Origin of the sequence: Rheinheimera pacifica, from assembly GCF_900108485.1 — a bacterium.
Classification (GTDB): Bacteria; Pseudomonadota; Gammaproteobacteria; order Enterobacterales; family Alteromonadaceae; genus Alishewanella; species Alishewanella pacifica.
Map to the genome: position 1 here is coordinate 284,584 of NZ_FNXF01000004.1, position 26,882 is coordinate 311,465.

23 protein-coding genes are annotated in these 26,882 nt (G+C 47.6%); 7 read left to right on the plus strand and 16 right to left on the minus strand.

Annotated elements, in window-relative coordinates; all coding sequences use genetic code 11:
- Positions 1-25: 25 nt before the first annotated feature.
- From prsR to BLW68_RS07805, 3 genes are read right to left on the minus strand one after another with little or no spacing between them, the layout of a single operon-like run.
- The gene (gene prsR, locus BLW68_RS07795; RefSeq protein WP_092791999.1) at positions 26-1,384 is read right to left on the minus strand and encodes a PEP-CTERM-box response regulator transcription factor; all 1,359 of its coding nucleotides are present in this window, start codon (positions 1,382-1,384) and stop codon (positions 26-28) included.
- 34 nt (positions 1,385-1,418) lie between these two features.
- Positions 1,419-3,440: an XrtA/PEP-CTERM system histidine kinase PrsK gene (prsK, locus tag BLW68_RS07800; RefSeq protein WP_092792003.1), complete on the minus strand. Its 2,022-nt coding sequence runs from the start codon at positions 3,438-3,440 to the stop codon at positions 1,419-1,421.
- A gap of 38 nt (positions 3,441-3,478) precedes the next feature.
- Positions 3,479-4,225, minus strand: coding sequence for a S1 family peptidase (locus BLW68_RS07805; RefSeq protein ID WP_092792007.1), 747 nt, complete (start codon positions 4,223-4,225; stop codon positions 3,479-3,481).
- A gap of 136 nt (positions 4,226-4,361) precedes the next feature.
- Here BLW68_RS07805 and BLW68_RS07810 point away from each other — a divergent pair, with 136 nt between their 5' ends.
- Positions 4,362-5,207, plus strand: a complete 846-nt coding sequence (locus BLW68_RS07810) for a patatin-like phospholipase family protein (protein WP_092792010.1) — start codon at positions 4,362-4,364, stop codon at positions 5,205-5,207.
- 45 nt (positions 5,208-5,252) lie between these two features.
- On the opposite strand, the gene BLW68_RS07815 is transcribed toward BLW68_RS07810, so the two are convergent.
- Positions 5,253-6,296, minus strand: a complete 1,044-nt coding sequence (locus BLW68_RS07815; RefSeq protein WP_092792013.1) for a Leu/Phe/Val dehydrogenase — start codon at positions 6,294-6,296, stop codon at positions 5,253-5,255.
- Positions 6,297-6,535: 239 nt separating this feature from the next.
- On the opposite strand from BLW68_RS07815, the gene BLW68_RS07820 reads away from it, so the two are divergent.
- Positions 6,536-6,964, plus strand: a complete 429-nt coding sequence (locus BLW68_RS07820; RefSeq protein WP_092792016.1) for a DUF4826 family protein — start codon at positions 6,536-6,538, stop codon at positions 6,962-6,964.
- A 79-nt stretch (positions 6,965-7,043) separates the two neighbouring features.
- On the opposite strand, the gene BLW68_RS07825 is transcribed toward BLW68_RS07820, so the two are convergent.
- From BLW68_RS07825 to BLW68_RS07850, 6 genes are all read right to left on the minus strand, one after another.
- Positions 7,044-8,198, minus strand: coding sequence for a ribosomal protein uL16 3-hydroxylase (locus tag BLW68_RS07825; RefSeq protein ID WP_092792019.1), 1,155 nt, complete (start codon positions 8,196-8,198; stop codon positions 7,044-7,046).
- Positions 8,199-8,250: 52 nt separating this feature from the next.
- Positions 8,251-9,621, minus strand: coding sequence for an adenylosuccinate lyase (gene purB, locus BLW68_RS07830; RefSeq protein ID WP_092792022.1), 1,371 nt, complete (start codon positions 9,619-9,621; stop codon positions 8,251-8,253).
- Between the two features lie 8 nt (positions 9,622-9,629).
- Positions 9,630-10,268 (minus strand): high frequency lysogenization protein HflD, encoded by a 639-nt coding sequence (gene hflD, locus BLW68_RS07835; RefSeq protein ID WP_092792024.1) that lies wholly within the window; start codon positions 10,266-10,268, stop codon positions 9,630-9,632.
- Position 10,269: 1 nt separating this feature from the next.
- Positions 10,270-11,394 (minus strand): tRNA 2-thiouridine(34) synthase MnmA, encoded by a 1,125-nt coding sequence (gene mnmA, locus BLW68_RS07840; RefSeq protein WP_092792026.1) that lies wholly within the window; start codon positions 11,392-11,394, stop codon positions 10,270-10,272.
- Positions 11,395-11,462: 68 nt separating this feature from the next.
- A complete protein-coding gene (locus tag BLW68_RS07845; protein WP_092792028.1) occupies positions 11,463-11,918 on the minus strand; it encodes an NUDIX domain-containing protein in 456 nt (151 codons plus the stop codon).
- Between the two features lie 16 nt (positions 11,919-11,934).
- Positions 11,935-12,531 carry a pseudouridine synthase gene (locus tag BLW68_RS07850; protein ID WP_245728296.1) on the minus strand — a complete coding sequence of 199 codons (597 nt, stop codon included), beginning with the start codon at positions 12,529-12,531 and terminating at the stop codon, positions 11,935-11,937.
- Between the two features lie 200 nt (positions 12,532-12,731).
- Between BLW68_RS07850 and BLW68_RS07855 the strand changes: the two genes are divergently transcribed.
- Positions 12,732-14,960: an NADP-dependent isocitrate dehydrogenase gene (locus BLW68_RS07855; protein ID WP_092792032.1), complete on the plus strand. Its 2,229-nt coding sequence runs from the start codon at positions 12,732-12,734 to the stop codon at positions 14,958-14,960.
- Between the two features lie 75 nt (positions 14,961-15,035).
- Here the strand turns inward: BLW68_RS07855 and cspD are convergent, their stop codons facing one another.
- Complete coding sequence (gene cspD / locus BLW68_RS07860) at positions 15,036-15,254, minus strand: cold shock domain-containing protein CspD (protein WP_068230786.1); 219 nt, start codon at positions 15,252-15,254, stop codon at positions 15,036-15,038.
- A gap of 191 nt (positions 15,255-15,445) precedes the next feature.
- On the opposite strand from cspD, the gene clpS reads away from it, so the two are divergent.
- Together clpS and clpA are read left to right on the plus strand one after the other, a co-directional pair.
- The gene (gene clpS / locus BLW68_RS07865; protein ID WP_068230788.1) at positions 15,446-15,766 is read left to right on the plus strand and encodes an ATP-dependent Clp protease adapter ClpS; all 321 of its coding nucleotides are present in this window, start codon (positions 15,446-15,448) and stop codon (positions 15,764-15,766) included.
- Between the two features lie 54 nt (positions 15,767-15,820).
- Positions 15,821-18,088, plus strand: coding sequence for an ATP-dependent Clp protease ATP-binding subunit ClpA (gene clpA, locus BLW68_RS07870; RefSeq protein WP_092792034.1), 2,268 nt, complete (start codon positions 15,821-15,823; stop codon positions 18,086-18,088).
- Positions 18,089-18,173: 85 nt separating this feature from the next.
- On the opposite strand, the gene infA is transcribed toward clpA, so the two are convergent.
- The 4 genes from infA to trxB form a co-directional block, all read right to left on the minus strand.
- Complete coding sequence (infA, locus tag BLW68_RS07875; protein ID WP_008610216.1) at positions 18,174-18,392, minus strand: translation initiation factor IF-1; 219 nt, start codon at positions 18,390-18,392, stop codon at positions 18,174-18,176.
- A gap of 94 nt (positions 18,393-18,486) precedes the next feature.
- Complete coding sequence (locus tag BLW68_RS07880; RefSeq protein WP_092792035.1) at positions 18,487-19,188, minus strand: arginyltransferase; 702 nt, start codon at positions 19,186-19,188, stop codon at positions 18,487-18,489.
- A complete protein-coding gene (aat, locus tag BLW68_RS07885; protein ID WP_092792037.1) occupies positions 19,181-19,903 on the minus strand; it encodes a leucyl/phenylalanyl-tRNA--protein transferase in 723 nt (240 codons plus the stop codon). Before aat ends, BLW68_RS07880 begins: the two co-directional genes overlap by 8 nt.
- Positions 19,904-19,916: 13 nt before the next feature.
- A complete protein-coding gene (gene trxB / locus BLW68_RS07890) occupies positions 19,917-20,873 on the minus strand; it encodes a thioredoxin-disulfide reductase (RefSeq protein ID WP_092792039.1) in 957 nt (318 codons plus the stop codon).
- A 243-nt stretch (positions 20,874-21,116) separates the two neighbouring features.
- Between trxB and BLW68_RS07895 the strand changes: the two genes are divergently transcribed.
- Together BLW68_RS07895 and BLW68_RS07900 are read left to right on the plus strand one after the other, a co-directional pair.
- A complete protein-coding gene (locus tag BLW68_RS07895; RefSeq protein ID WP_092792041.1) occupies positions 21,117-24,374 on the plus strand; it encodes a sensor histidine kinase in 3,258 nt (1,085 codons plus the stop codon).
- Positions 24,375-24,616: 242 nt separating this feature from the next.
- On the plus strand, positions 24,617-26,200 hold the full coding sequence (locus tag BLW68_RS07900) for a S8 family serine peptidase (RefSeq protein WP_092792182.1): 1,584 nt from the start codon (positions 24,617-24,619) through the stop codon (positions 26,198-26,200).
- Between the two features lie 36 nt (positions 26,201-26,236).
- Here the strand turns inward: BLW68_RS07900 and trhA are convergent, their stop codons facing one another.
- On the minus strand, positions 26,237-26,878 hold the full coding sequence (gene trhA, locus BLW68_RS07905) for a PAQR family membrane homeostasis protein TrhA (protein WP_092792043.1): 642 nt from the start codon (positions 26,876-26,878) through the stop codon (positions 26,237-26,239).
- Positions 26,879-26,882 lie beyond the last annotated feature (4 nt).

Consider the following 26,882-nt stretch of genomic DNA (forward strand, 5'->3'; position numbering starts at 1 on the left):
AACTACTCTATACAGATTTCAGATTTCAGATTTCAGCTTCAGCATTTCTTAAATCATGCAGGCGATACTTATCAATTAACGCATAAAGAGTCGGCCTGGTGATACCCAGCAAGTCTGATGTTTTAGATAAGTTGCCATTAGCAAGTGTATAAGCCTGGCGTATCGCCTGTGTTTCTGCTTGCTCTCTTACTTTACGCAGTGTGCTGGTTTTTACCATTTCCTTGTTGCTAAGGCCTAAATCGTCCGCAGTAATCAGTTTGCTATCTGCCAGTATTACCGCTGATTTAAGCTTATTTTGCAGTTCACGAATATTACCTGGCCAAGGATGCTGCAACATAGCTTGCATAGCACAGTCTGAAAAGCCCTGTACGTGGCTGTTAAACTCTATATTGAATTTCGTCAGTAATGCTTTAGCGATAACAATAATATCGTGGCCACGCTGGCGTAACGGGGGTATTGCCAGGGTTATTTCACTTACCCGATAATATAAATCTTCGCGGAAACTTTGTACTGCAACCATTTCCGCCAAATTACGGTGTGTTGCGCAAATTACTCTGACATCGACTTCTATTTCCTGACGTCCGCCCACACGCTCAATAACCCTTTCCTGTAAAAAGCGTAGCATTTTGGCTTGCAGGCTCAGTGGCATGTCGCCGATTTCGTCCAGCAGCAGTGTTCCGCCGTTAGCACATTCTATTTTGCCCAACGTGGTTTTATTAGCGCCGGTAAAAGCGCCTTTTTCATAACCGAACAGTTCGCTTTCCAGTAAATTCTCTGGTATCGATGCGCAGTTAATGGCCACGAAAGGTTTATTTACCCTTGGACTTTGGCGGTGAATAGCCCGGGCAAACACTTCTTTACCAGTACCACTTTCGCCAAGTAATAAAGTGGTAATTTCTGTCGGTGCTATTTTTTCTACTGTACGACAGGCGCGCATAATGGCATCACTATTGCCAATAATATCGCTGCTTGTGCCGCCGGCGGCTTTTAGTGCCTGATTTTCTGTTTCTAGCTGACTAAGTTTAAAGGCTCTGGTCAGGATCACATTTAAAACATCGATATTAATCGGCTTTTGATAATAGTCATAAGCGCCCAGCGCAACAGCTTTAAGCGCATGATCGTTATCATTGCTACCGGTGATGACAATAACTTTGCAGTTTGGCTGTAGTGACAGTATTTCACTTAAACACGCCAGGCCTTCGGTTGCATTTGCCGGATCGGGAGGTAAACCAAGATCGAGTGTGACAACCTCTGGCTCATACCGCCTTAGTTGTGTCAGTGCTGAAGAACGGTCCTGAGCAAACACCAGTTCGTAGTCCGGTAAACTCCATTTCAGCTGCTTCTGGATGCCAATATCATCTTCTATGACCAATAAGGTCTTCATAAAACAGTCCTTGTATTTACATCAATAAACGTGATTAGTGTAAAGGAAGAATAAGCGTAAAGGTAGTTCCCACTCCTTCTGTACTTTCTACCTGCAACTGGCCATTATGCTGTCTGGCAAAGTGTAGCGCATCATAGGCACCTACGCCCATACCCGCATTACCTTTTGTTGAGTCAAATGGCTTAAATAAACGCTCGCTGATAAATTCAGCTGACATACCGCAGCCAGTGTCCTGGATGCTGATGTACAGCTGTGAGTCGTCGCAGTTAACATCAATCAGTATTTTACCGTCGCTGGCTGTAGCATGCTGGGCGTTATCAATTAAGTGGTAGAGCACACTGGCAAAACGTTCTTTGTTTAACACCAACTCTGCATCACGTCTCACGTTATATTGAGGTAGCGGCTGTTTGGCTGCACAGCGCTGAGTGATCACCTCGCGTACAACAGATGAAATACTGATCATAGTATCCTGACTTGACTCAGCCCGTTTGCTGCTCAGTTGTGACAACATATTCTGCAAGCGTTGCTGCATAGCGGCGAGCGTATCGAAGCTGTCATTGATAAACTCAGGATTAGTCCGGTGTTTTATGCTGTTTGTCAGCATTAAATCAATTTGTGCTTTGATGTTTTTCAGATCGTGGACAACAAAAGCTGACATCCGGCTAAAGGCAGCAAATTGGGCATTTTCACTGAGCTTCTGGCTGGCTTGCATTAACTGCAGATAGCTGGATATCTGCTCTGCCACCAGCATCAGGTAGTCACGCAGCTCCCAGTTGAGATACTGACGGTCTACATCCGGTGCGTTTATCAGACACAAGCCCCAAAGATCATTGTCGGAGTGGATAGGAATAATTAACTGGATATCAATGTCACTTAAATTATGTTTTTGACAAAATGGGTCTTTTTTATCTGCCAGATCGACTATCCAGTTTTTACCGGCAAATTGTTGTACATATTGTTTTAGTAATTCTGTTTCACTGTTATTCAGTGCAGGGCGGTTAATACGGGCCAGTGTGGTTAGCGCAGAAGTGCCCTCCAGTTTGACCAGACAGCCCCGGCTGTAATTGACAGAGTTTATCCAGGTTTGCAAAATAGTCTGGTATTGATCTGATTTGGTAATATCGACAAGCCGTAATTGTCGTGTCAGCTCCAGCCATTTCACACGATAATCAAACTTGTTAGCAAAGAAATGTTTTTCAATAAATACTTTTAGTTTACGTCTTACTGCACCGGACAACAGCAATACGGCTAACATAGCAAAACCCAGCACTAAAAAGGTAGTTTGCAGCAGGTTTGACCAGGTGCCACCGATATAACGAATATAAAAGCCTGCAACAGCGATAAGGCAAAGGTAGATACCTGCAGCAAGCACCAGCGAACTTTGCAGCACGATATCCCGTGACACATACACATTGATGCCCCAGGCCTGTACGCGGCGCACTGAAATAATCAGCAGCGGTACTATGGCAGCATAAACAAAACCGCGGGCTGACCAGAGCTGGTTATCTACCTGACCAAATAATGCCGATTCAGCCAGCAGAATAAAGTCGAATAATGCGCAAACCGTTATGCCCAGCACCAGAGGTTTATATTGCCAGCGGTTGGCAGCGGCTTTACGGTACATTGTTTCCAGCAATGCCAGTTGCAGCACGCAGATAGCCAGGCTGCCGGTAAAAATCAGGTTCATCGAAATCAGCTGCAGGTAACACAGTAATGCCCAGCAGCTTATGGTGAGCACTAACAACTGTACGGAGCGCTTTTTCAGCAGCAAGCTTAATGATTGCTCGGCACTGCCAAGTGCCGCCAGTAAAAATAACAGCAACACCAGATTCCGGCTGAGCTCTAATAGCAAAGATACCGGCGTAACGTATGGCGCAAAGCCTGTCAGCATATAATAGGCTGCCCATACTGTATTAAACAGCGACCAGGCCAGCAGCAGTGAGCGTGGCAGGTTTTTAACCCGGGTAGCGAGTGTCAGCAGAAAGAAAAACAAGTTAGCAACACAGGCTAAGCCAAAGCCAATCCGGTCCAGCGCCAGTTCTGTTAATAAATCCATCTGAGTCTATCCATAAAAGCTGAAAATGTGTTTGCTGCTTATTGCGTTAGTAATGGCAGCAAAAATTTTACCGGAATAGCATAAGTGATGCCGCTTGGATCGCTCAGTACCGCTTCTCTGGTCGATTTCACATATACCTTATTAATAATGCCTATTACCTGAGCGGTGTTTGCATCAAACAAAGGGCTACCGCTATTGCCAGGGTAAGCTGTTGCATCCAGTTGATACACCATAAAAGGCTGGCGCAATTGACGCAGCGCAGAAGCTTGTAGCTGGCCGGAGTGATCAGCCGGGATTGCAATGGGGGTTACCGCGGAAATTATACCTCTGTGGGTAGCGGGGTATAAGCCCAGTACGGCGCTAATAGGAAAACCGGTAAAGGCGATTTCAGTTCCTTCATTAATAAATTCGGCATCGGCCAGTGTCGCCGCAGGCAATTTGGCCTCGATCGTCAATACCGCTAAGTCATGAGCTGTTTGCGTTTTAGTGTCGATAATCTGGTGAATTTGGATATTGTCAGCCTGGCCGGATAAAACAACATAGGATTCGTTGCGTTTTACATCCGGAGCTGTGGCAATGACATGATAATTAGTCACTATTTTACTGCCATCGGCGACAACAAAACCGGTGCCAACCAACCTGACACGAGGCGATGCCAGCGGACTAAACACACCTATAGCCACGACAGAGGGTTTTATTTTTTTGATGCTGTCCTGCAGCGCAGCTTGAGCCGGTAAGGCCAGATGCCACAGCAGTGCAATACACAATAGTGCTTTATATTTCATTCAGACATTCCCTATCTAAGTTATTGTGTTAGGGCACTATACTAGCCCAATTTGCTTGAAATAGCTGCAGTGTTATATGGCAAGCAGCGGAATTTGCCCCATACTAAGGAGTGGATATTCAGGCAAAGGATGCTGTATGCCAGTTAGTACAGGTAAAGAGATAGTGCCTATCTTCTCGGGTGGCGGTACCCGGCTCAGTTGTTATATTGGCATACTACAGGCGTTGCAGGATATGCAATTTCGTTTCCGGCATCTGGTGGGCGTGTCTGGCGGTAGTATCGTCGCGGCACTTTATGCAACCGGCTGGGATCTTGCCAGCCTCAAAGCACTGGCATTGCAAACTGATTTCAGGCAATTCTGGAGTTTTTCAGTTACATCACTATTGCGCACCGGCGGCTTATGTAATGGTGATAAATTTGAAGCCTGGCTCGACAAACAGTTGCAAGGTGTCACCTTTGCCGATCTACCCTATGATTTGCATGTACTGGCAACAGATATTAACGGTGGGGGCCCCGTGGTGTTTAACCGGCTATACACACCACATCTTAAAGTGTCGAAGGCCGTGCGTTTTTCTATGTCTATTCCGCTGTTTTTTTCGTTTCAGCCGTTTAAAAATCATATTATGACCGATGGGGTCATTTTGTCTGAAGATGCCTTGCACCATGACTGGTCAGGCTCGGGGCTGCCGCTTATTTGCTTTCGGTTAAAAAGTGATGCTGAAGCCAAACCTGTACAAACCAGCCGTTATTTCCCGCTGATATCGTATATTTATATGCTGATCCGCACCTTTATGAGCGCAGTATCACGCGAGTATGTACACGCTGAATACTGGCACAATACGATAGTGATCAACACCGGCAGCATCTCGGCTGTCGATTTTGCCCTGACTGTAGAGCAGAAGCTGCAGTTATTTGACACCGGTTATCAGACCGCTTGCGCCATAGTGCCGTTAAAGTTGGCAGGGTTATTTGAGACGCAATAAAAAAGCCACTGCGACAGTGGCTTTAAGGTAGGTTGCGTTAAGCGATTATTGCTTGCCGCGGCGAATAATTTCCTGCGCCATTAAATCAGCCACCAGGCTGGTAGCTTGGTTTTCTGCATCAGCGCGTTGGAAAATATTCAGCAGCGTATCGTAGATAGCGTTTACTTTCGCCGTTGATTCTTCAACGCTGTAACCCTGGGGCCGCATTTCAGAGGCAACATTAATAATACCACCGGCGTTAATAACGTAATCCGGCGCGTACAAAATACCTTTTTGGCGCAAAACGTCGCCATGACGGGCTTCTTTTAACTGATTATTGGCACAGCCGGCAACAATACGGGCTTTTAACTGCGCAATGGTGTCGTCGTTAATTGTGGCACCCAGAGCGCAAGGTGCATAGATATCGGCATCCGCAGCATATATCTCATCCAGGCCCACAGCAGTAGCGCCAAATTGGCTTACAGCGCGCTGTACGGCATCCTGATTAATATCAGTAACAATTAACTTAGCGCCTTCTTTATGCAGGTGTTCGCATAAATAGAACCCCACACTGCCAAGGCCCTGTACTGCAACTGTTTTGCCGGTTAAATCGTCAGAGCCAAACTGGTGTTTAGCCGCAGCTTTAATACCACGATAGGTACCCAAAGCAGTAAAAGGTGCCGGGTTACCACTTTTACCTTCCAGACCTGCAACAAAAGGGGTTTCTTTATTGACGATCATAATATCGCCGGTAGTAATATTAACGTCTTCGGCACTGTAATAGCTGCCAGACAGCCGGTGGATCATACGGCCAAAGGCACGGAATAATGCTTCGGATTTAATTTTTTTCGCATCGCCGATAATAACAGATTTGCCACCGCCTAAAGGCAAGCCAGCCATAGCATTTTTGTAGGTCATACCGCGGGATAAACGCAGAACATCATGCAAAGCAGCATCGTCGGAGACATAGTCCCATAAGCGGCAGCCGCCTACAGCCGGGCCAAGTGCAGTGCTATGCACGGCAATAATTGCTTTTAAACCGGTTTCTGCATCGCTGCAAAATACAACCTGTTCATGATTATCGAATTCAGAATGATTAAATACCGCCACGACTGATTTCTCCGCTTATTGATAGCCTGAAATACTCAGGCCATTATGTCTGGTTAATGGCCGCACAGAAGGCGGCATTTTTGCGCGGCGAAATGTAGCATTTCAACCCCGGTTTCACCAGAATCAAACCAAAAAAATATCTGGTCTGTCCAGGCGATTGTCGACAATGTATGACAACACTTGATTGTCGGTGGCCAGTCACCTAAAGTAGCAAAAACTTACAAGCAGGACGTCGTATAATGAGTGAGCAGTTAACTTCGCAACAAATTGAACAAGCCCGTGCAGAATGGGTAAGAGCACAGTTTCAGAAGGCCAACGAGTATTTAGCCAGCAAAGGTATAGTACCCGACAATGTTGCCGCGTCAGAAAGCCGCTATTTGCCACCTTATATGGCGGTATGGAAGCTAAATACTAAAGATAAGCAGTCATATTGGGTAATAAGTGGCGACCTGCCGACCGATCATATGGCGTTTGCTGCCGCGCCTAACGCCAGAGATGCGGTAAGAGCGTTTTCAATGCACTGGCAGCTAAAAGCCCAGCAGATTATTGATGCCGGCATCAAGGATAAAACCCAGCAGGATTTTGCCAATTTGCTGATTAACCGCGCACATAGCCTGTACGATATGTTCAGCCAGGATCAGCTTTGGCAGGCAGAAGCTGTCAGTTAACTGTATTTATTGCTTTACGAATAATAAAAAACCGCATTATTTGCGGTTTTTTTTATCAATATTTTAAGGTGTCGTGCATTTACTCACTAAAATACCAATAACCCTGATTAATTAAGCTGGTCAACAACATCAGTCGCTCGGCTGACTGGTTAAAATGCAGGTTCTGCTCTGATTGCAGCTCAGTGTAATCACACAATAATTGTGCAGTGAGCAGCTCATTTGCTGGCAGCGTGGTTTGTTCACCATTAATAAACAGCAGAATATCGCTATCAGCAGCTTGCTGATAATAACAGCAGCGCAGGCCGCCGGTACGGCTTAACACTGAACCTTCGTCAAGGTATTCGCCAATTTCATCGACGCCGTAATGCGGGTCGGGCTCGTTTAAATCCAGCTCATGTTTGGCGCGGGTAATTAAATTGCCAAACCAATGCGGTAGCATGGTTTTATCACTTACCAGTTGTTGTAGTAACTGCTGCACTTTGCTCAGATCATCATCTGTAATCACCCCAACCGATTGCGCGCTATTGCGCCCTGCATCGGTAAAGCGTTTTCCAGTGATGTCATGATCAATCAGGTGATCGGCCAGGCCGGTAAGCAGATCTTTTTGGGCCGGAGCGCGAAAACCAACAGAGTAGTTCAGGCTGTTTTCAATGCTGATGCCCTCATGCGGGCAGCCTGGCGGAATATATAAAATATCGCCGGGCTCTGTAATAACGTCAATACAGGCTGTAAAAGGGCTTACCTGCAGTAAACGCGGGTGAGGGCATAATTGCTGCAGGCTGGCATCTGGCATACCAACACGCCAGTGGCGTTTGCCTTCACCCTGAATAATAAACACATCGTACTGATCTAAATGTGGGCCAACACCGCCACCGGGTGCTGAAAAGCTTACCATCAGATCATCAATACGCCAGTTGGGGATAAAACGAAACGGGTCCAGCAGCTTAGCGGCCTCTGGGTGCCAGTGATCAACGGCTTGTACCAGTAGGGTCCAGTCTTTATCGCCAAAAGCAGAGAAATCTTCAAACGGGCCGGTTTGCATATCCCATTGTTTATCTGCACAGCTGACTATGCGTGATTCAATTTCTTCTTCCAGTGCCAGGCCAGCCAGTTCATCTGCAGTGAGTGGATCGGCAAAATGTTTAAAACCACCTTTAATCAGCAGTGGTTTTTTTTGCCAGTATTCATTAAGAAATTCAGTGATGCCAGGTTCAGCCAAATTTAATTGATACATTTGATATTCCTGAGAAAAAAGGCGCTGAATTCAGCGCCTTATTGTTAGCCTGTTACTGTAGCGTGGCGGTTATTTCTACCGCAGCACCAATATAATTGGCGGGCGTTAGCTGCTTAAGTTGCTCTTTTACCTGGTCGGGTAATGCCAGCTTATCAATAAACACATGTAAGTCTGCCTGTGTAATACGCTTACCACGGGTTAACTCTTTTAGCTTTTCATACGGTTGCTCAATAGCATATTTACGCATAACGGTTTGTACCGGCTCGGCCAGCAATTCCCAGTTGGCATCCAGTTCAGCGCGCAGGTTAGCTTCGTTTACTTCCAGCTTGCTGATGCCTTTTAACGTGGCCTGATAGGCAATAACGGTATAACCAAAACCCATACCCAGATTACGCAGTACGGTAGAGTCGGTCAGGTCACGCTGCCAGCGCGACACTGGCAATTTAGCTGACAAGTGATTAAACAGCGCATTAGCAATACCCAGGTTGCCCTCTGAGTTCTCAAAGTCGATTGGGTTAACTTTATGAGGCATGGTCGAAGAGCCAATTTCACCGGCAATAGTGCGCTGTTTAAAGTGACCCAGCGCAATGTAACCCCAAACATCGCGATCAAAATCGAGCAAAATGGTATTAAAGCGGGCTACAGCGTCAAACAGTTCAGCAATATAGTCATGCGGTTCAATCTGGGTGGTAAACGCATTCCAGCTTAAGCCTAAACCGGTGACAAACTGCTCTGACAGCTGATGCCAGTTAAGCTGTGGGTAAGCCGATAAGTGCGCATTGTAGTTACCCACTGCACCATTAAGTTTGCCAAGAATTTCTACGCCGGCAATCTGATCACGCTGGCGTTTTAAGCGCATATAAACATTCGCCATCTCTTTACCCATGGTAGTAGGTGAGGCTGGCTGGCCATGCGTGCGCGCCATCATCGGCACGGTTTTATGCTGATTAGCTAACTGCTTAATGGCGTCTAACAGCGCATCACATTGCGGTAGCAATACATTAGCGCGGGCTTCGCTTAACATCAGACCGTGCGACAGGTTGTTGATATCTTCTGACGTACAGGCAAAGTGAATAAATTCACTGATTGCAGAGAGCTCTGCATTGTCGGCCACTTTTTCTTTTAACAGGTACTCAACCGCTTTAACATCGTGGTTGGTGGTGCGTTCAATTTCTTTTACCCGCTCAGCGTCGCTTAAGCTGAAATTGTCGACAATGTCATTCAGGACAAGGTTAGCCTCGGCAGATAAGGCGGGCACTTCAGCAATCTGGGTTGTCGCGGCAAGTTGCTGTAACCAACGTACTTCTACCATCACGCGATACTTAATTAAGCCAAACTCACTGAAGTAGTTGCGTAAATCTACAGTTTTGCTGCCATAGCGCCCGTCAACGGGGGAAATAGCGGTTAGGGCATTCAGTTGCATACAGGCTCCTATAAGCTTGATGAGGGCAGTTGCGCCAGCATGTCTTTTGCTTGCGCGACCAGCTTGCGACGTTTAAAGATAAAGTTAAGGCGGCTACCACCGGCCTGGCGCCATAACACCGCCGAGCGGATGGCGGCTAACAACAGCGCCCGTACTTTGTGCTGTACGGCAGGTAGCTTAAGTAATTCAGGTTGGCCATAGATCTGAATGCGGCCGCCTAAACTGCTGATGCAATCAGAGTAAATATCGGCCAGATTGGCCAGCATATTGTCATCAGTAATACTGAAATGCTGTAACTGGCGTTCTAAATGCTGCAGTTTATCGCCAAGCTTTTTCAGATTAGCCGGCGTTTTGCTTAGTTTACGCTCCAATGCCAGTACGCCGACAATGTAGCGCGTCAGTTCGACATCTTTTTGTGGTTTGTCGCCCAATTGGTCAACAATAAGCTGTAAACCGGTTTTCAGGTTGGCAGGCTGATTACCATATATTTGCAATGGATCTTCAGCATCGACAACGGCAACGCTGTGCAGCATTGTGCTCAGAAGCTCTTTATCTACGGTGGTACTGCGGGCGACCGTTTGCACCAGTTTCAGTGCCTGAGTTAACCCGGCTAAAGCGATAATTTGTGTTGAAAGAGAGTATTGCATATTAGTTCAGAGCCACATCAATAATGCCGCCGCCAAGGCAAACATCGTCAAGATAAAATACGGCCGACTGGCCAGGCGTTACTGCTTTTTGTGGCGTATCAAAAAGCACTTCAACGCTGCCGTTGGCAAGAGGCGTTAAGCTGCAGGCAATATCAGTCTGGCGGTAACGGGTTTTCACCGTGCAGCGCAAAGTGTGTTGCGGGCCTTTACGATCTGTCCAGTGCAACTGGTTAGCGATTAAACCTTTAGATAATAAACCCGGATGGTCATGGCCCTGAGCCACAATTAGCTGGTTGGTATCCAGATTTTTGCCAACCACATACCAGGGCTCGTCGCCGCCATCGCGCAGGCCGCCAATGCCCAGGCCCTTACGCTGGCCCAGAGTATGGTACATCAGGCCTTCATGGCGGCCGATAATATCGCCGTCTACCGAAACGATATCGCCCGGTTGTGCCGGCAGGTATTGCTGCAGAAAATCTTTAAATTTACGCTCGCCGATAAAGCAAATACCGGTGCTGTCTTTTTTATCGTGGGTAACTAAACCCTGCTGTTCGGCAATCGCGCGTACGGCGGGTTTTTCCAGCTCGCCCACCGGAAACAGCGTTTGTGCCACATGCTCTTCACCAATGGTGTAGAGGAAATAGCTTTGATCTTTATTGTTGTCCAGGCCGCGCAATAATTGCCAGTGGCCATCAACATAACGCCGCTGTACATAGTGGCCGGTGGCAATATAATCTGCGCCCAGCGCTTCGGCAGCAAACTCGAGAAAGGCTTTAAATTTAATTTCTTTATTGCACATGATGTCCGGGTTAGGGGTGCGGCCGGCTTTATATTCAGCCAGAAAGTACTCAAAAACATTGTCCCAGTACTCTGCAGCAAAATTCACCTTATGCAGCACTATACCCAGTTTGTCGCAAACGGCCTGTGCATCGCGCATATCTTCAGCTGCTGCACAGTATTCGTCGTTATCGTCTTCTTCCCAGTTTTTCATAAACAGGCCTTCAACCTGATAACCCTGCTGTAGCAACAGGTAGGCTGAAACGGAAGAATCTACGCCGCCGGACATGCCGACGATGACTTTTTTACTGCTGTTAGCTGAGCTGTCAGTTAAGCGGGTATCTGGCATAACACTGCACTTTTGAAGGCCGGAAAAACAAGGCGCGGATTATACATTAAATTTATCCGCTGCGCATGTTATCGCGTTGGTTGGATCAGCGACAGCGGTAGGCGTACCCCTTCTGTATATAAGCTGATAGCGTCACTGACTAAACGGCTGCGAAGCGGCAAGGCTGTTTGTAACAGTTCAGTTGCACTATACCAGTGCAATGCCAGAATATCGCTGTCTTGTGGTTGGTACTGTGCTGGCAGGCTGGTGGGCTCAAACACTATATTCAGCCGCACATAGCGATGACCATTAGCCGCTTTTAACTGCGAAATACCCAACCAGGCCGAGGGTTCAAGCGCCAAACCGGTTTCTTCAAACAGTTCGCGTTTTACTGCGCTAAGCAAATCTTCATCCTGCTCAACATGGCCTGCCGGTTGGTTCAGTACCCGCTGTCCGGTTAGTTTATCGCGCTCTTCTACCAGTAAAAATTTGTGCTCAAAATACACTATGGCAGCAACGGTAAGATGTAGCAGTTCTCTGCTCATGAGTTGGTGGCTATCCTTATTTAAGATCCATTACGGTAAATTGGCCCGGCGCTAATTGATTAAGGTGCCAATCGCCAATTTGTGCGCGGATTAAGCGCAACGTTGGGAAACCCACTGCGGCAGTCATCCGCCTTACCTGACGGTTACGGCCTTCGGTAATGGTCAGACTTATCCAGCAGGTAGGAATGTTGGCGCGCTGGCGCACCGGTGGCTGCCGCGGCCAGACATCAGGCTCAGGTAAGCGCTGCGCTGTTGCGGGTAAAGTGGGGCCATCATTTAACTGCACGCCTGAGCTTAACTGTGCCAGAGCGTCGTCGCTGATATTACCCTCAAGTTGTACCCAGTAGGTTTTGGCCATTTTATGTTTAGGATCGGTAATCTGATGCTGGGTTTTACCACAGTTAGTCAGCAGCAAAAGCCCTTCGCTGTCGCGGTCAAGCCGGCCGGCGGCATACACGTCAGGCACAGTGATAAAATCTGCCAGGGTAGCACGCGCAGGTGTGCTGTTATCGGTAAACTGACACAGTACGTCAAAAGGTTTGTTGAACAACACTAATACCGGCTGTCCGACCTTGGTCGTATTGCGTTTTTTCGTATATGGATTATTTTGCAAATTCTGCCTGCTGCGCAACGGTTTCACTGTATTTTTGTCTCTGAAATTCATAGCATCCGGCTGCCTATTTTATTGAATGTCATGCTGCTATACTACCGCCGCTTAGCAACAAATGCGTTTAAAACATCAACATCGCCCGGATGAAGGTGCGAACTGGCCAGCATCAGCCAGCTGATCGCAAACACATTACAGGAACTAACATGTCAAACGAAATTGCAAAAATTATCTACACTGAAACAGACGAAGCACCAGCACTTGCCACCTATTCGTTACTACCTATCGTACAGGCATTTTCTGCTGCGGCTGGTATCGCGGTAGAAACCCGTGATATTTCTCTGTCTGGCCGTATTATTGCCAACTTCCCTGATTTCTTAAAACCTGAACAACGCATTGCTGACGCCCTGACAGAGCTTGGTGAGCTGGCGAATCAGCCTGAAGCAAATATTATTAAGCTGCCGAATATCAGTGCGTCTATTCCACAGTTAAAAGCAGCCATTAAAGAATTGCAGCAGCAGGGTTATGCTCTGCCGGATTATCCGGCTGAAGCCAAGACTGAGCAAGAGCGTGATGTTAAAGCGCGCTACGACAAAATTAAAGGCAGTGCGGTAAACCCGGTACTGCGTGAAGGTAACTCTGATCGCCGTGCTCCTGCATCGGTTAAGCAGTATGCTAAGAAAAACCCACACAGTATGGGCGCCTGGGCATCTGGCTCGGCCTCTCATGTTGCTCATATGACACAGGGCGATTTTTACGGCAGCGAAAAATCAGCCACTTTTGCTCATGCTGATACGCTGAAAATTCAGCATGTCGCCAAAGATGGCACTGTATCAGTATTAAAAGACAAAGTTGCGGTACTGGCCGCTGAAGTAATTGATGCTGCTACGATGAGCAAAAATGCACTGCGTGAGTTTTATCAGCGCGAAATTGCTGCGGCTAAACAGCAAGACGTGCTGTTATCCTTGCATTTAAAAGCCACCATGATGAAAGTATCAGACCCAATAATGTTTGGCCATGCGGTAACGGTATTCTTTAAAACGGTGTTTGATAAACACGCTACGCTGTTTGCTGAGCTGGGTGTTGATGTTAACAACGGCGCCGGTGATATGTTTGCCAAGGTTGCTACGCTGCCACAGGCTAAGCAAGACGAAGTGCTGGCAGATATTAAAGCCTGTTACGCTGCACAGCCAGCACTGGCGATGGTTAATTCAGATAAAGGTATCACCAACCTGCATGTACCAAGCGATATTATTATCGATGCTTCTATGCCGGCAATGATCCGCAGTTCAGGCCAGATGTGGGGCCCGGATGGCAAGTTAAAAGATACCAAAGCGCTGATCCCGGATCGTTGCTACGCAGGTGTGTACCAGGAAACTATCGATTTTTGTAAGAAAAACGGTGCCTTTGACCCGCGCACCATGGGCTCAGTGCCGAATGTTGGCCTGATGGCACAAAAGGCCGAAGAGTACGGTTCACACGATAAAACCTTTGAAGTTGCTGCCGATGGTAAAGTGCAGGTACTGAACAGCAAAGGTGACGTGGTGTTTGAACACAGCGTAGAGCAGGGCGATATCTGGCGTATGTGTCAGGTAAAAGATGCGCCAATCCGCGATTGGGTTAAACTGGCTGTAAACCGTGCCCGCTTAAGCAACACGCCAGCGGTATTCTGGTTAGACAGTGCCCGCGCGCATGATGCTCAGCTGATTACCAAGGTAAAAGCGTATCTGCAAGACCACGATACCAGTGGTCTGGATATTCAGATCCTGTCACCGGTTGAAGCAACCCGTTTTTCACTGCAACGTATTAAGCAGGGGCTGGATACTATTTCAGTAACCGGTAACGTACTGCGTGACTACCTAACCGACTTATTCCCGATTTTAGAGCTGGGCACCAGTGCTAAAATGTTGTCAGTAGTGCCTTTAATGAACGGTGGCGGCCTGTTTGAAACCGGCGCCGGCGGCTCAGCCCCGAAACACGTTGAGCAGTTTATCGAAGAAGACTATTTACGCTGGGATTCGTTGGGCGAGTTTTTAGCGCTGGCAGCATCACTGGAGCATTTAAGCCAGGTTACCGGCAACAACAAAGCTAAAGTGTTGGCTGATGCATTGGACGCTGCGACGGCCAAGTTCCTTGATAACGATAAGTCACCACGACGTAAGCTGGGCGAACTGGATAACCGTGGCAGCCACTTCTATCTGGCTATGTACTGGGCAGAGGCTTTAGCTGCGCAAAATGCTGATGCGGAGTTACAAAGCCGTTTTGCCAAACTGGCAACAGTACTGCAACAGCAAGAAGCAACAATTGTTGCGGAGCTTAATGGCGCACAAGGTAAAGCGGTAGATATTGGTGGTTACTATCGGCCAAACCCGGAACTGGCGTCTAAAGCCATGCGGCCAAGCCATACCTTTAACCAGGCACTGGCTAACGTTTAATACGCTGGCAGATAAGCAAAAGCAGGCATTATGCCTGCTTTTTTTGTCGGTCTGGGTTACAGCACAGCAAATATATTATTCTGTCAAATCACCGGGCAGTTTAATATTCACAGCGTGTAAGCCTTTCGGGCCCTCGGACAAGTCAAACTCAACGTCTTGTCCAGCCTTTAGCGTGCGGTAGCCATCCATACTAATGGTTGAATAATGAGCAAAGATATCTTCATCACGGCCATCTTCACGGATAAATCCAAATCCTTTGGCGTTATTGAACCATTTTACTTTACCGGTAGCCATACAACTTACTTCCTTCTCTAAGTTAGCTAAATTCTGTATTCTTAGTCTTTACGGCGGGATTGTTGTTGATCCCAACAACTAATGTAGATAATTTGACCATGTAGTCAAGTTATTTGCAAAATTAAACCAAAATTTTACCAATATTTAACCCAAAGCTCCTTTGATGGAATACGCAGGCATGGCTATAGTTTATGAGCGGAAATAAAGAAGGTAACGTACAACATGGTGGTTTAGAGGAACTGACACGGCAACGTGTGGCTCCGCCACCAATGTATAAGGTAGTACTGCATAACGACGATTACACCCCGATGGATTTTGTCATTGATGTGTTAAGCCGTTTTTTTAATATGCAGTATGAACAGGCAACTGAGGTAATGTTAAAAGTACATTACGAAGGGAAAGGGGTTTGTGGTGTTTTTACCGCAGAAATTGCGGAAACTAAAGTGCAGCAGGTGACGCAGTATGCGAAAGAGCATCAACACCCGCTGCTCTGTACCATGGAGCGCGCTTAAGGTAAGTCCTGGCATGATTCTGGTGTCGTTACTCAGGTGGATTAGGAGTGGTGTATGTTAAATAAAGATCTTGAGTTAACTCTGAATTTGGCTTTCAGGTTTGCGCGTGAGCGCCGTCATGAATATATGACGGTAGAACACTTGCTGTTGGCGTTGCTTGACAACCCGGCCGCCGGTGACGCGCTACGTTCTTGTGGCGCAAATATTGAAAAACTACGGCTGGAACTGGGCAGCTTTATTGATTCAACCACACCTGTGCTACCCGACGGTGAAATGGAGCGTGATACCCAGCCTACGTTGGGTTTTCAGCGTGTGCTGCAGCGTGCGGTGTTTCATGTACAGTCATCCGGTAAAGCTGAGGTGACAGGTGCTAATGTGCTGGTGGCAATTTTTAGTGAGCAGGAATCACAAGCGGTATATTTACTGAAGAAAATTGATATTAGCCGCCTGGATGTGGTGAATTTTATTTCTCATGGTGTAACCAAAACTGAAAAGTTAGAGCAACATGATGAACACACGGCAGAAGAGGCCGGCGAAACACTAAGCGACGAAAGTAAGTATCTGGAAAACTTTACCGCTAACTTGAATGTTCAGGCCAAAAACGGCCACATTGACCCATTAATTGGCCGTGAACATGAAGTTGAACGGGCCATTCAGGTATTGTGCCGGCGTAAGAAAAATAACCCGCTGCTGGTAGGGGAAGCCGGTGTGGGTAAAACCGCTATTGCCGAAGGCCTGGCGTACCGTATTGTGCACAAAGAAGTGCCGGAAGTTATTGCCAACGCCACTATTTACTCGCTCGATATGGGCGCTTTGCTGGCAGGTACCAAATACCGTGGCGACTTTGAAAAACGGCTGAAGTCTTTACTAAAAGAGCTGGAGCGGGAAAAGGACGCTATTTTATTTATTGATGAAATTCATACCGTCATCGGTGCCGGGGCGGCTTCCGGTGGTGTGATGGATGCCAGTAACCTGATTAAACCGCTGCTGTCCAGTGGCCGTTTGCGTTGTATGGGCTCTACCACTTATCAGGAATTTAAAAGCATTTTTGAAAAAGACACCGCACTGGTGCGTCGTTTCCAGAAAATTGATGTGGCTGAACCGAGTGTGGAAGATACCACCCGGATTTTGCTCGGCTTAAAAGAGCGCTACGAGCAACATCACAATGTGCGCTATACGCAAAAGGCAATCCGCGCGGCGGCTGAATTATCGGCCAAATACATTAATGAGCGCCATTTACCGGACAAAGCTATAGATGTGATAGATGAAGCCGGTGCCAGCCAACGGTTATTGCCGGTATCTAAGCGTAAAAAAGTCATCAATGTGCCGGAAATTGAGCATGTGATTGCCAAAATGGCGCGTATTCCGGAGAAGTCGGTATCGGCATCAGACAAAGATGTGCTGGCGAATTTAGATCGCAATTTAAAACTGGTGGTATTTGGTCAGAATGAGCCAATTGAAGTGCTAACCTCGGCTATCCGCTTATCGCGCTCTGGCCTTGGCAACGAAGAAAAACCGATAGGTAACTTCCTGTTTGCCGGCCCGACCGGGGTAGGTAAAACGGAAGTGACGAAACAGCTGGCTAAAGCGCTGGGTGTTGAACTGCTGCGGTTTGATATGTCGGAGTATATGGAGCGCCACGCTATCAGCCGTTTAATCGGGGCGCCACCTGGTTATGTTGGGTTTGAGCAGGGCGGTTTACTGACCGATGCCGTGTCAAAACATCCGTATTCAGTAGTGCTGCTGGATGAAATCGAAAAAGCCCACAGCGATATTTATAATATTCTGCTGCAGGTAATGGACCACGGTACCTTAACCGACAATAATGGCCGCAAGATTGATTTTCGTAATGTGGTACTGGTAATGACCACCAATGCCGGTGTGCAGGAAACCATCCGTAAATCGATAGGCTTTAAACAGCAAGATCATAGCCATGATGCGCTGTCGGAAATAAACCGTACTTTTAGTCCGGAGTTCAGAAACCGGCTAGATGGCATTATCTGGTTTCAACATCTGGGTGCGGACATTATTCTGCAAATTGTTGATAAGTTTATCTGTGACTTACAGGTACAACTGGATAAAAAGCAGGTATCAATGGAGTTAAGCAGCGCGGCAAGGCAATGGCTGGCAGATAAAGGTTACGACCATGCAATGGGGGCGCGGCCAATGGCCCGGGTTATTCAGGAGCAGCTTAAAAAGCCGCTGGCGAACGAAATTCTGTTCGGCCGTTTACTGCATGGTGGTGATGTGCGGGTAGATCTGGTTGATGGTCAGCTAAGCTTTGTTTATCAGACCACAGAAGAAGCTGCACTGGCAGATTGACGCTAACGCAAATCGCTTTACAGCAAAACAGTAAACCCGGCCAAGGCCGGGTTTGTGTTATCTGGCATAATGCAAAAAAGCCGGCTTAGCGCTGGCGGAACACGATACGGCCTTTAGTTAAGTCGTATGGTGTTAATTCTACGGTTACTTTATCGCCGGTTAAAATACGGATATAGTTTTTACGCATTTTACCTGAGATATGAGCGATAACGACATGGCCGTTTTCCAGTTCAACTTTGAACATGGTATTTGGCAGGGTATCCAAAATGGTACCTTGCATTTCAATTACGTCTTCCTTCGCCATTCAGCGTACTTGCCTCTTAATATTGGGTGAACCATAAAAAAACTGCGCAGATTGTGCCGAAATCATCGGCATAAGTAAAGCAACAAGCGCTTTTTTAGCCAAATGAATGCCATTGTCCCTGAATAAAACGTTGTTGCGGCAAAAAAGCGGCCTTATAGGCCATTTTCTGGCAGGCATTAATCTGATAACCCAGATACAACCAGTTTTTCTGATCCTGCCTGGCACATTGCAATAAATACAATATGGCTAAAATACCGGGAGAGAGCGCACAGACATCGGGATGAAAAAAGGTGTACACCGCCGAATAAGCCTCTGTTGTTTCATCAACAATAGTTACTGCCACTAATTGCTGCTGATAGTATTGTTCCAGATAACGTACTTTTAACCATGAGCAACTTAACATGGCATCCAGTTGAGCCTGCTCGGGTGGGTACATACTGCCATCAGCATGTTTATGGCTGATGTAAGCGGCAAACAACGGGAAATAATCTGTGCTGGCACCGGCGCTCAGTTTGTATTGCCAACCGATACGCTGCGCTTTATTAAGTAAACGGCGCTGGCTGCGGCTGCCATTAAAAGCAGCAGGGTTAATGCGTACTGACTCACAGGCGCGGCATGCCGGGCAGTGTGGTGTGTAAACCTGCTCGCCGCTGCGGCGAAAATTAAGCTCAAGCAATTGCTGGTACAGCGCTGCACTGACTGGCTGCTCTGGCAGTAAAAACACCAGTTGTTCCTGCTGTGCATCCAGATAACTGCAGGGGGCTGGTGCTGTCAGGCCAAAACGTAGCTCATGCATTGGCACTGTCCAATTCGATAGTGCGGGCTTGCCAGTGAGATGGCGGTGTTATTTGCTGGCGGTATTGCTGTAACAACTGTACATAGTGATTACGTGACATCTCTTTTGCCCCCAACTGCATAAGAAACGGGTTAGGTAACTGGCAGTCAATCCAGCCGGGTGCAACCTGCTGTAAATGTTGCTGCAGGGCAACTAATGCCAGTTTGGCGGTATCCGGCAACCGGTTAAACATCGACTCACCACAAAACAGGCTGCCAACCAGCACGCCGTATAAACCGCCAACTAAGCGGTCCTGTTGCCACACTTCAATACTGTGGGCGTGCCCCTGTAAGTGTAATTGCAGATAGGCTTGCTGCATTTGGGGCAGGATCCAGGTAGCGGGTTGGCGTGCTCTGGGAGCTGCGCATTGTGCTATTACCTGCGTAAATGCGGTATTGATACTAAAGCGTAGCTGATGGCGGTTAATTTGTTTTCTCAGCGTGCGGTTTAGTTGGAGGCTATCGGGGGCAAAAGCGGCGCGCACAGAGGGGCTCCACCACAATAACGGATCGCCTTCACTAAACCAGGGAAAAATACCATGTGCGTAAGCATTGATAAGGCGGGGCGCAGATAAATCTCCGCCCATTGCCAGCAAGCCATCAGGCTCGGCCAGCGCACGATGCAGCGCAGGGAAGCTGACATCGTGGGCTGATAGCTGCGGCAAATAAATGGTCACAGGCGCGACCTGTTTACTTGCTCAGCGCGTCCAGATAACGCTCGGCATCCAAGGCGGCCATACAACCGGTACCGGCAGAGGTAATGGCCTGGCGGTAAATATGATCCGATACATCACCGGCAGCAAACACACCGGCAATACTGGTTTGCGTCGCGTTGCCTTCAGTACCGCTTTGTACTTTTAAGTAACCGCCATTCATCTCCAGTTGTCCGGCAAAAATGTCAGTGTTGGGTTTATGGCCAATGGCAATAAACACGCCCTGCAATGCTAAGTCTTTATCTGCTTCGCCTTTGGTTGAGGTTAACCGTACGCCGGTTACACCCATGTCATCGCCCAGCACTTCGCCCAGTTCACAGTGAGTGTGTAATACAATATTGCCGTTGTTTACTTTGGCCATTAAACGGTCGATCAGAATTTTCTCGGCTTTAAAGCTGTCACGCCGGTGTACCAAATGCACTTCAGCAGCAATATTAGACAGGTACAAGGCTTCTTCTACGGCGGTATTACCACCGCCTATTACGGCGACTTTCTGGTTACGGTAGAAAAAGCCATCGCAGGTAGCACAGGCTGATACACCCCGGCCACTGAATGCCTGCTCTGACGGTAGGCCAAGGTATTTAGCTGAAGCACCGGTACAAATAATCAGTGCATCACAGCTGTAAACGGCGTTATCCCCGGTAAGCGTGAAAGGTCGCTGCTGCAGGTTTACTGTGTGAATATGATCAAACACAATTTCAGTATTAAAAGTTTCAGCATGTTCACGCATACGGTCCATTAAGGCTGGTCCGGTTAAACCATGTGCATCACCCGGCCAGTTTTCTACTTCAGTAGTGGTGGTCAGTTGGCCACCTTGCTGCATGCCGGTAATTAAAACCGGATTAAGGTTAGCGCGGGCTGCATAAACCGCAGCAGTATAGCCAGCAGGGCCTGAACCTAAAATAAGCAGGCGACTGTGTTTAACATCAGACATGAACTTCTCCGAAAACTACGTAATTAAAAGCGGTAATGGCGACGATTCTAAAAGAATGCAACCCCAAGCGAAAGTGGCACCAGACATTTAATCTATGCCGTACTGTAAAGCCTGGCTTGCTATGCTATGGTTAGCCTGTACCGCTTAGTTTAACTGCTTTAATATTAGCTGCTTGGATTGTCAGATAGTGTCGGGGGCATTTTGCACGGTCAGAAAATAGGGATAGTTTTCATTGTGCGCTGTATGTTGGTGTGGCTGGCATATTGCACTGGCGCATCGGCTGAACAGCACTATGTCCGTATCGGCGTTGACGACGGCCTGCCCAATGCCACTATCTATAGTGTTAAACAAGACAGCACCGGCTTTTTATGGCTTGGCTCGACTAACTCGGGCTTATTACGCTACGACGGCTACCGCTTTGTTGAATTTGCTGTGCTCACCGCTACCGAGTTGCAACGTCATCAGACACCTGATGTTGGCGTGGTACTGATTGATAATGCCGATAATATCTGGGCCGGTACCTGGGGCCTTGGGCTGTCAAGGCTGGATGCCCAAACCGGAGAGTTAACCCGTTATACCAGTGAAAACGGGTTGGCTGGAAATCAAATTCAGGGCTTGTTGCAAGACGCAGACGGTAATATCTGGGTGGGTACTACATCGGGTTTAAGCCGGATAGATGCTCAGTTTCAGATCACGAATATCGGCCAGGCCGGGCCTGAACAGGCATTGGCAGATCAGCGGATCTGGAGTTTAACCCAAACGCCTGATGGGGTGATCTGGGTTGGTACCTCCGCCGGTTTACATAGCTGGCAGCCAGATAAAGGCTTAAGTTCGGTATATCAGTTAGTCAACTATACAGACAACTCAGTACCCGCTAATTTTAGCCGGGATAACGAAATCCGTGCGGTTTATGCCCTGGGGCAACAGTTATGGGTTGGCAGCCGGCAAGGGTTGTTTTTGTTTAACCGCCAGCAACAGTTTGTGCCGGTGCCTTTGTCTCAGCGCGGTGAGCCAGAGCCATTAATTAACATACTGTCATCTGATAACACTACCAACGATTTATTGGTCGGTAGTTACAGTGGCTTGTATCGTGTGCCGCCACACCATCAGGCCGGGCATGGCGTAAAACCAGCCGAGTTAGGTAATGTCAATGTACGCAGTATCCTGCAGGATAACTCCGGTGTGCTGTGGCTGGGTTCACGGGAAAGTGGGTTGTTTCGCAATATTTTATCCAGTAAGGCATTTGATGATATCAGTGCTTTCTCCGCGGCGCTGGCTGAACAAAAAACATTTTCTGTTACCGCTATTTTTAAACAGCCAGATGCGCTTTGGCTTGGCAGTTCGAATGGCATATATCGTATTAAACTGCCAACCGGAGATTTCCAGTTCTTCCGCACGGGCAGCAGAGTGAACGCCATAGCCGCAACACCGCAGAGCGAGGTTTATATTGCCTCTGATACCGGGTTGTTAAAATATAACGGTACGGCAGAGCTGATAAAAACCGATGAGCCATTCGAGCTGGCTAAGGTAGTAAATCGTAATGTAAGAGATTTACATATTGATGCTGCCGGCCGGTTTTATCTGGGCATGTGGGGAGAAGGCGTTATAGCCTGGCAGCCTGAACGTCAGCAAGCCAAACGCTGGTTAACCCGGTTGTCAGACAATATGGTGGGTAATGCAGTACAAAAACTGTTTGTTGGCTCTTCGCAGCAGCTATGGGTGGCAACACGTTATAGTGGGTTGTTTCAGATAGATTTAGCTACAGATAACGTTATGCAGCACAACACAACGGCCGCTTCGGGTATACGATTGCCGCACAATGATGTTCACTGTGTCAGTGAATATGCAGAGCAGCTGGCTGTTTGCACCCGCGAGGGCTTATTACTGGTTAACCTGACAACAGCAGAGCAACAGTTGCTGACAATACAGGATAGCTTACCGGACAATGATATTCTGGGGGCGTTGCAACAAGAGCAGCAACTATGGGTTATGACTCCGAAGGGGCTGGCGCTGAGGCTAGCCGGACAGCCGCATTTTATTCACTATAACCGTAATGACGGTATGGTAAGTTCTGAGTTAAATACCAACGCGGTATTTGCTGATGACAGCGGTATTTTATTTGGTGCTATTGCCGGGCTGGTAGTGGTAAAGCCCGAACAGCTGCAAAGTAACCAGAGAATACCAAACCCGGTGTTATCAGCACTGGTGATTGACTACCAACTACTGCAAACAAAACCGCATAAGCAGCCCTGGGATGTGATTAAGTTGTCGCCGGATCAGCATACGATGAATTTTGAATTCAGTGCTCTGGATTATCAGGACCCACAGCGTAACCAGTTTCAATATCAGCTTGAAGGTATTGATAAAAGCTGGGTTATTGCGAATGAGCGTAATAGTGCTTTTTACGCAAACCTGCCGGTTGGCACCTATCCGTTGTGGTTGAAAGCATCCAATAATCATGGTGTTTTCAGTGAGCCGGTAAAGGTAGCCACCTTAAATGTTCTGCCACATTGGTGGCAGCAAAGCTGGGTGGTGTATTCGCTGATTGCACTTGCAAGCCTGTTGCTGTGGCTGATGCATCAGTATCGTTTACGCCATGTCAGACAAATAAACCGTTTGCTGCAGGCGGCAGTAGAAAATAAAGCTAAAGCACAAACTGTGCTGGAAACCCGGGTTACTGAACGCACCCGGGCACTGGAGGAGAGTTCTGTTACGCTGTCGCTACGAACCAGGCAATTGGAGCGCAGCCTGGATGAGCTGGCAAAAACCAACCAGGAGTTAAAACGGCTGGATACCCTAAAAGATGAGTTTATTGCCACGGTAAGCCATGAATTACGCACCCCGCTTACTGCGATACGGGGCGCTATAGGGCTGATTACGCAAAAGGTTGTCACTGCGGATTCTGCGCTGTATCAGGATATGCTGCACACTGCCCAAACTAACAGTGAACGTCTGGCTCAGTTGATTAACGATTTACTGGATTTACAAAAATTTGCCGCCGGCACCTTCACGTTGAATATCACCAGAGTGGATATCAGCGCGCTAACCCGGCACGCTGTTAATGCAATGCAGCCTTATGCCAGCCGTTATCAGGTTGAACTGCAACTGGCATCTGAGCCGGAACAACCTTTATGGGTAGAGGCCGATGCGCTGCGGCTACGGCAGGTAATTGACAACCTTATTTCCAATGCGGTGAAGTTTTCAGCGGCGCAAGGCGTAGTAATAGTGCGCTTGGTTGAGATGCAGCAAAGCATAAGGTTTGAAGTTGAAGATTTTGGCAGCGGTATTCCGGCGGAATTTCAAAAGCATATCTTTGGTAAGTTTTCTCAGGCGGATTCCTCTGACAGCCGGGCGAAAGAAGGCACCGGGCTTGGCCTGGCGATCTGTAAAAAGATCATCGAAAATCATCATGGCCAAATTGGCTTTACCTCTTCAACAGGGCAAGGCACTGTATTTTGGTTCAAACTAGCCCAGCAGTATGAGCCTGCGGTAATGGGCTGATTTTTTAACAAACGTATTTATCATCAATTTTAACTTCAGCACTGTACCTCAAAAAACTATTTTGTTTCTGATAGTTGTCTATTTTTTCCGGAATGGGTTTATCTCATACATTTGTAAATTATTTATAAGACCTTTGTAATGGTGGCAATGACGGTTATCTGGTTAATTGCTAAGCAGCAGGACGCGGAACGTACAACATGGACCTTAACTTATAATCCAAGGGCACTATAATGAAAAACACGATGAAAAAAATGACAACTATACTGGCAGTTGCGTCTGCTGGTTGTTTTGCACTTAGCCTGACGTCGGTAGCTGTAGCAGAAGGTATAAAAAAAGCAGAGCCAGCAGCAGAGCGTGAATTTAGCCTGGTTGAGCTGACAGAAGATAAAACTAACCGTTACATTATTAAATTTAAAGAACCAGTGGCACAGATGAGTGCTACCGGCACAGAGCAGCGTGCTGAATTTTCGGTACAACGTGCGCAGCAAGTACTGCAAAAAGCCAACGTAAATGCGCTGTCGCATTTAAAATCGGTGCACGCCAGTGTGGCCGAGCTGACACCTAAACAGCTAAAGCTATTGCAGGCTAATCCTGACGTTGAATACATTGAAGAAGACCATAAACGCTATCTGATGGATGTCATCACGCCGATGGCACAAACTACACCTTATGGTATTACCATGGTGCAGGCCAATCAGGTAAGTGATGGCAGTGCCGGCAATACAAAAGTGTGTGTTATTGATACCGGTTGGACGTCTGGCCATGAAGATTTACAAAACTCTGGTGTAACAGGGTATTCGTTTTCCGGCCATGGTAACTGGTATCAGGACGGTAACGGTCACGGTACTCATGTTGCCGGTACTATGGTGGCGTTAAACAATAACAGCGGAGTAGTCGGCGTTATTGGCTCCGGTCAGGCTGGGGTGCACATTGTTAAAATCTTCAATAATTCTGGCAATTGGACCACAGCGTCAAACCTGATCACGGCTATTCAGTCTTGTAAAGATGCTGGCGCTAAAGTAGTAAACATGAGTCTGGGCGGTGGTTCGTCTAACCAGACTGAAAATACGGCCATGACCAACTTTTACAATGGCGGCATGTTGTTAGTGGCAGCTGCGGGTAATGCTGGCAATACCAGCTTCTCATACCCGGCGTCTTATAACGCCGTGGTGTCTGTTGCAGCGGTAAACTCCAGCGGTGCCTTAGCCAGCTTTTCACAGCGCAACTCTCAGGTTGAAATTTCCGGCCCGGGCGTTAGCGTTAATTCCACCTGGAACAATGGCGGTTACAACAGTATCAGTGGTACGTCAATGGCTTCACCTCACGTTGCCGGTGTTGCCGCGCTGGTATGGAGTAATCACCCACAATGTACTGCGGCACAAATTCGTAATGCGCTTAATGCTACTGCGGAAGACCGCGGTGCAGCCGGGCGTGATACCTCTTACGGTTGGGGTATTGTAAAAGCTAAAGCGGCGCATGATTACTTAACCAACAATGGTTGCGGCGGTGGCGGCAATAACCCACCACCAACTGGTGGCGCGACATTCCCTAACCTGTCGGCAACCAGCGGCCAGTGGTTAAGAGGCAGTTATCAAATCCCGTCAGGTGTATCAACAGTAACCTTCCAGATCTCTGGCGGCACCGGCGATGCAGATTTATATGTTAACTATGGTGCTGAACCCAGCACAACAACCTATAGCTGCCGGCCTTATCTTACTGGCAATAATGAGGTCTGTACCATTAATAATCCACAAGCCGGTACCTGGCATGTGGGGATCCGTGCTTACTCGGCCTTTAGTGGTGTAACCTTCAGTTATCAGTACTGATAACGTCAAACAGGCCGGAATAATCCGGCCTGTTTTTTAAACCGGTAGTACGTAGTAATACACCGCGAGAAAATGCAGTACACTGCCACCGAGCACAAATAAATGCCAGATAGCATGGTGCATAAAAAGCCGTTTCCAGGCATAAAATATAACGCCAAAAGAGTAACTTAAGCCACCTGCGAGCAATAACAGCATGCCACCGGTATCAACATTATTTAGCATCGGCTGTATCGCAATAATCACCAGCCAGCCCATCCCCAGATACAACCCCAATGACAATTTTTTGTATTTTAGTGCTGTAGCCAGCTCTATTATTACGCCGGCCAGAGCGACCAGCCAGATCAGGCCAAACAGTGGCAAGCCCCAGTCATCACGTAAATTTACTAACGTAAATGGGGTATAGGTACCGGCAATAAGAATAAAAATTGCTGCATGGTCCAGCTGCCGCAGCCGATGTTTAATCTCAATACGGTGAATTGAGTGATATAGCGTAGAGCTGCTGTACAACAAGATCAGGCTGCTGCCATAAATAATACTGCTAAACAAACGCCAGTTGTCGTTAGCCTGCACAGATAGCTGCAGCATTAATATCAATGCCACAACGCTGAGTATTGCGCCAATGCCGTGGCTTATTGCATGTAAGTGTTCTTCGATGGGGGAGTAAGGTGTCGTCGTCATATCA

Coding starts and splice junctions, on each gene's coding strand:
- infA (WP_008610216.1), bottom strand. CDS start 18,392: ATGGCGAAGGAAGACGTAATTGAAATGCAAGGTACCATTTTGGATACC.
- trxB (WP_092792039.1), bottom strand. CDS start 20,873: ATGTCTGATGTTAAACACAGTCGCCTGCTTATTTTAGGTTCAGGCCCT.
- clpA (WP_092792034.1), top strand. CDS start 15,821: ATGTTAAATAAAGATCTTGAGTTAACTCTGAATTTGGCTTTCAGGTTT.
- BLW68_RS07855 (WP_092792032.1), top strand. CDS start 12,732: ATGTCAAACGAAATTGCAAAAATTATCTACACTGAAACAGACGAAGCA.
- trhA (WP_092792043.1), bottom strand. CDS start 26,878: ATGACGACGACACCTTACTCCCCCATCGAAGAACACTTACATGCAATA.
- prsK (WP_092792003.1), bottom strand. CDS start 3,440: ATGGATTTATTAACAGAACTGGCGCTGGACCGGATTGGCTTTGGCTTA.
- BLW68_RS07880 (WP_092792035.1), bottom strand. CDS start 19,188: ATGCATGAGCTACGTTTTGGCCTGACAGCACCAGCCCCCTGCAGTTAT.
- clpS (WP_068230788.1), top strand. CDS start 15,446: ATGAGCGGAAATAAAGAAGGTAACGTACAACATGGTGGTTTAGAGGAA.
- BLW68_RS07895 (WP_092792041.1), top strand. CDS start 21,117: ATGTTGGTGTGGCTGGCATATTGCACTGGCGCATCGGCTGAACAGCAC.
- BLW68_RS07805 (WP_092792007.1), bottom strand. CDS start 4,225: ATGAAATATAAAGCACTATTGTGTATTGCACTGCTGTGGCATCTGGCC.
- BLW68_RS07900 (WP_092792182.1), top strand. CDS start 24,617: ATGAAAAAAATGACAACTATACTGGCAGTTGCGTCTGCTGGTTGTTTT.
- purB (WP_092792022.1), bottom strand. CDS start 9,621: ATGCAACTGAATGCCCTAACCGCTATTTCCCCCGTTGACGGGCGCTAT.
- prsR (WP_092791999.1), bottom strand. CDS start 1,384: ATGAAGACCTTATTGGTCATAGAAGATGATATTGGCATCCAGAAGCAG.
- cspD (WP_068230786.1), bottom strand. CDS start 15,254: ATGGCTACCGGTAAAGTAAAATGGTTCAATAACGCCAAAGGATTTGGA.
- BLW68_RS07810 (WP_092792010.1), top strand. CDS start 4,362: ATGCCAGTTAGTACAGGTAAAGAGATAGTGCCTATCTTCTCGGGTGGC.
- BLW68_RS07825 (WP_092792019.1), bottom strand. CDS start 8,198: ATGTATCAATTAAATTTGGCTGAACCTGGCATCACTGAATTTCTTAAT.
- BLW68_RS07820 (WP_092792016.1), top strand. CDS start 6,536: ATGAGTGAGCAGTTAACTTCGCAACAAATTGAACAAGCCCGTGCAGAA.
- mnmA (WP_092792026.1), bottom strand. CDS start 11,394: ATGCCAGATACCCGCTTAACTGACAGCTCAGCTAACAGCAGTAAAAAA.
- hflD (WP_092792024.1), bottom strand. CDS start 10,268: ATGCAATACTCTCTTTCAACACAAATTATCGCTTTAGCCGGGTTAACT.
- BLW68_RS07845 (WP_092792028.1), bottom strand. CDS start 11,918: ATGAGCAGAGAACTGCTACATCTTACCGTTGCTGCCATAGTGTATTTT.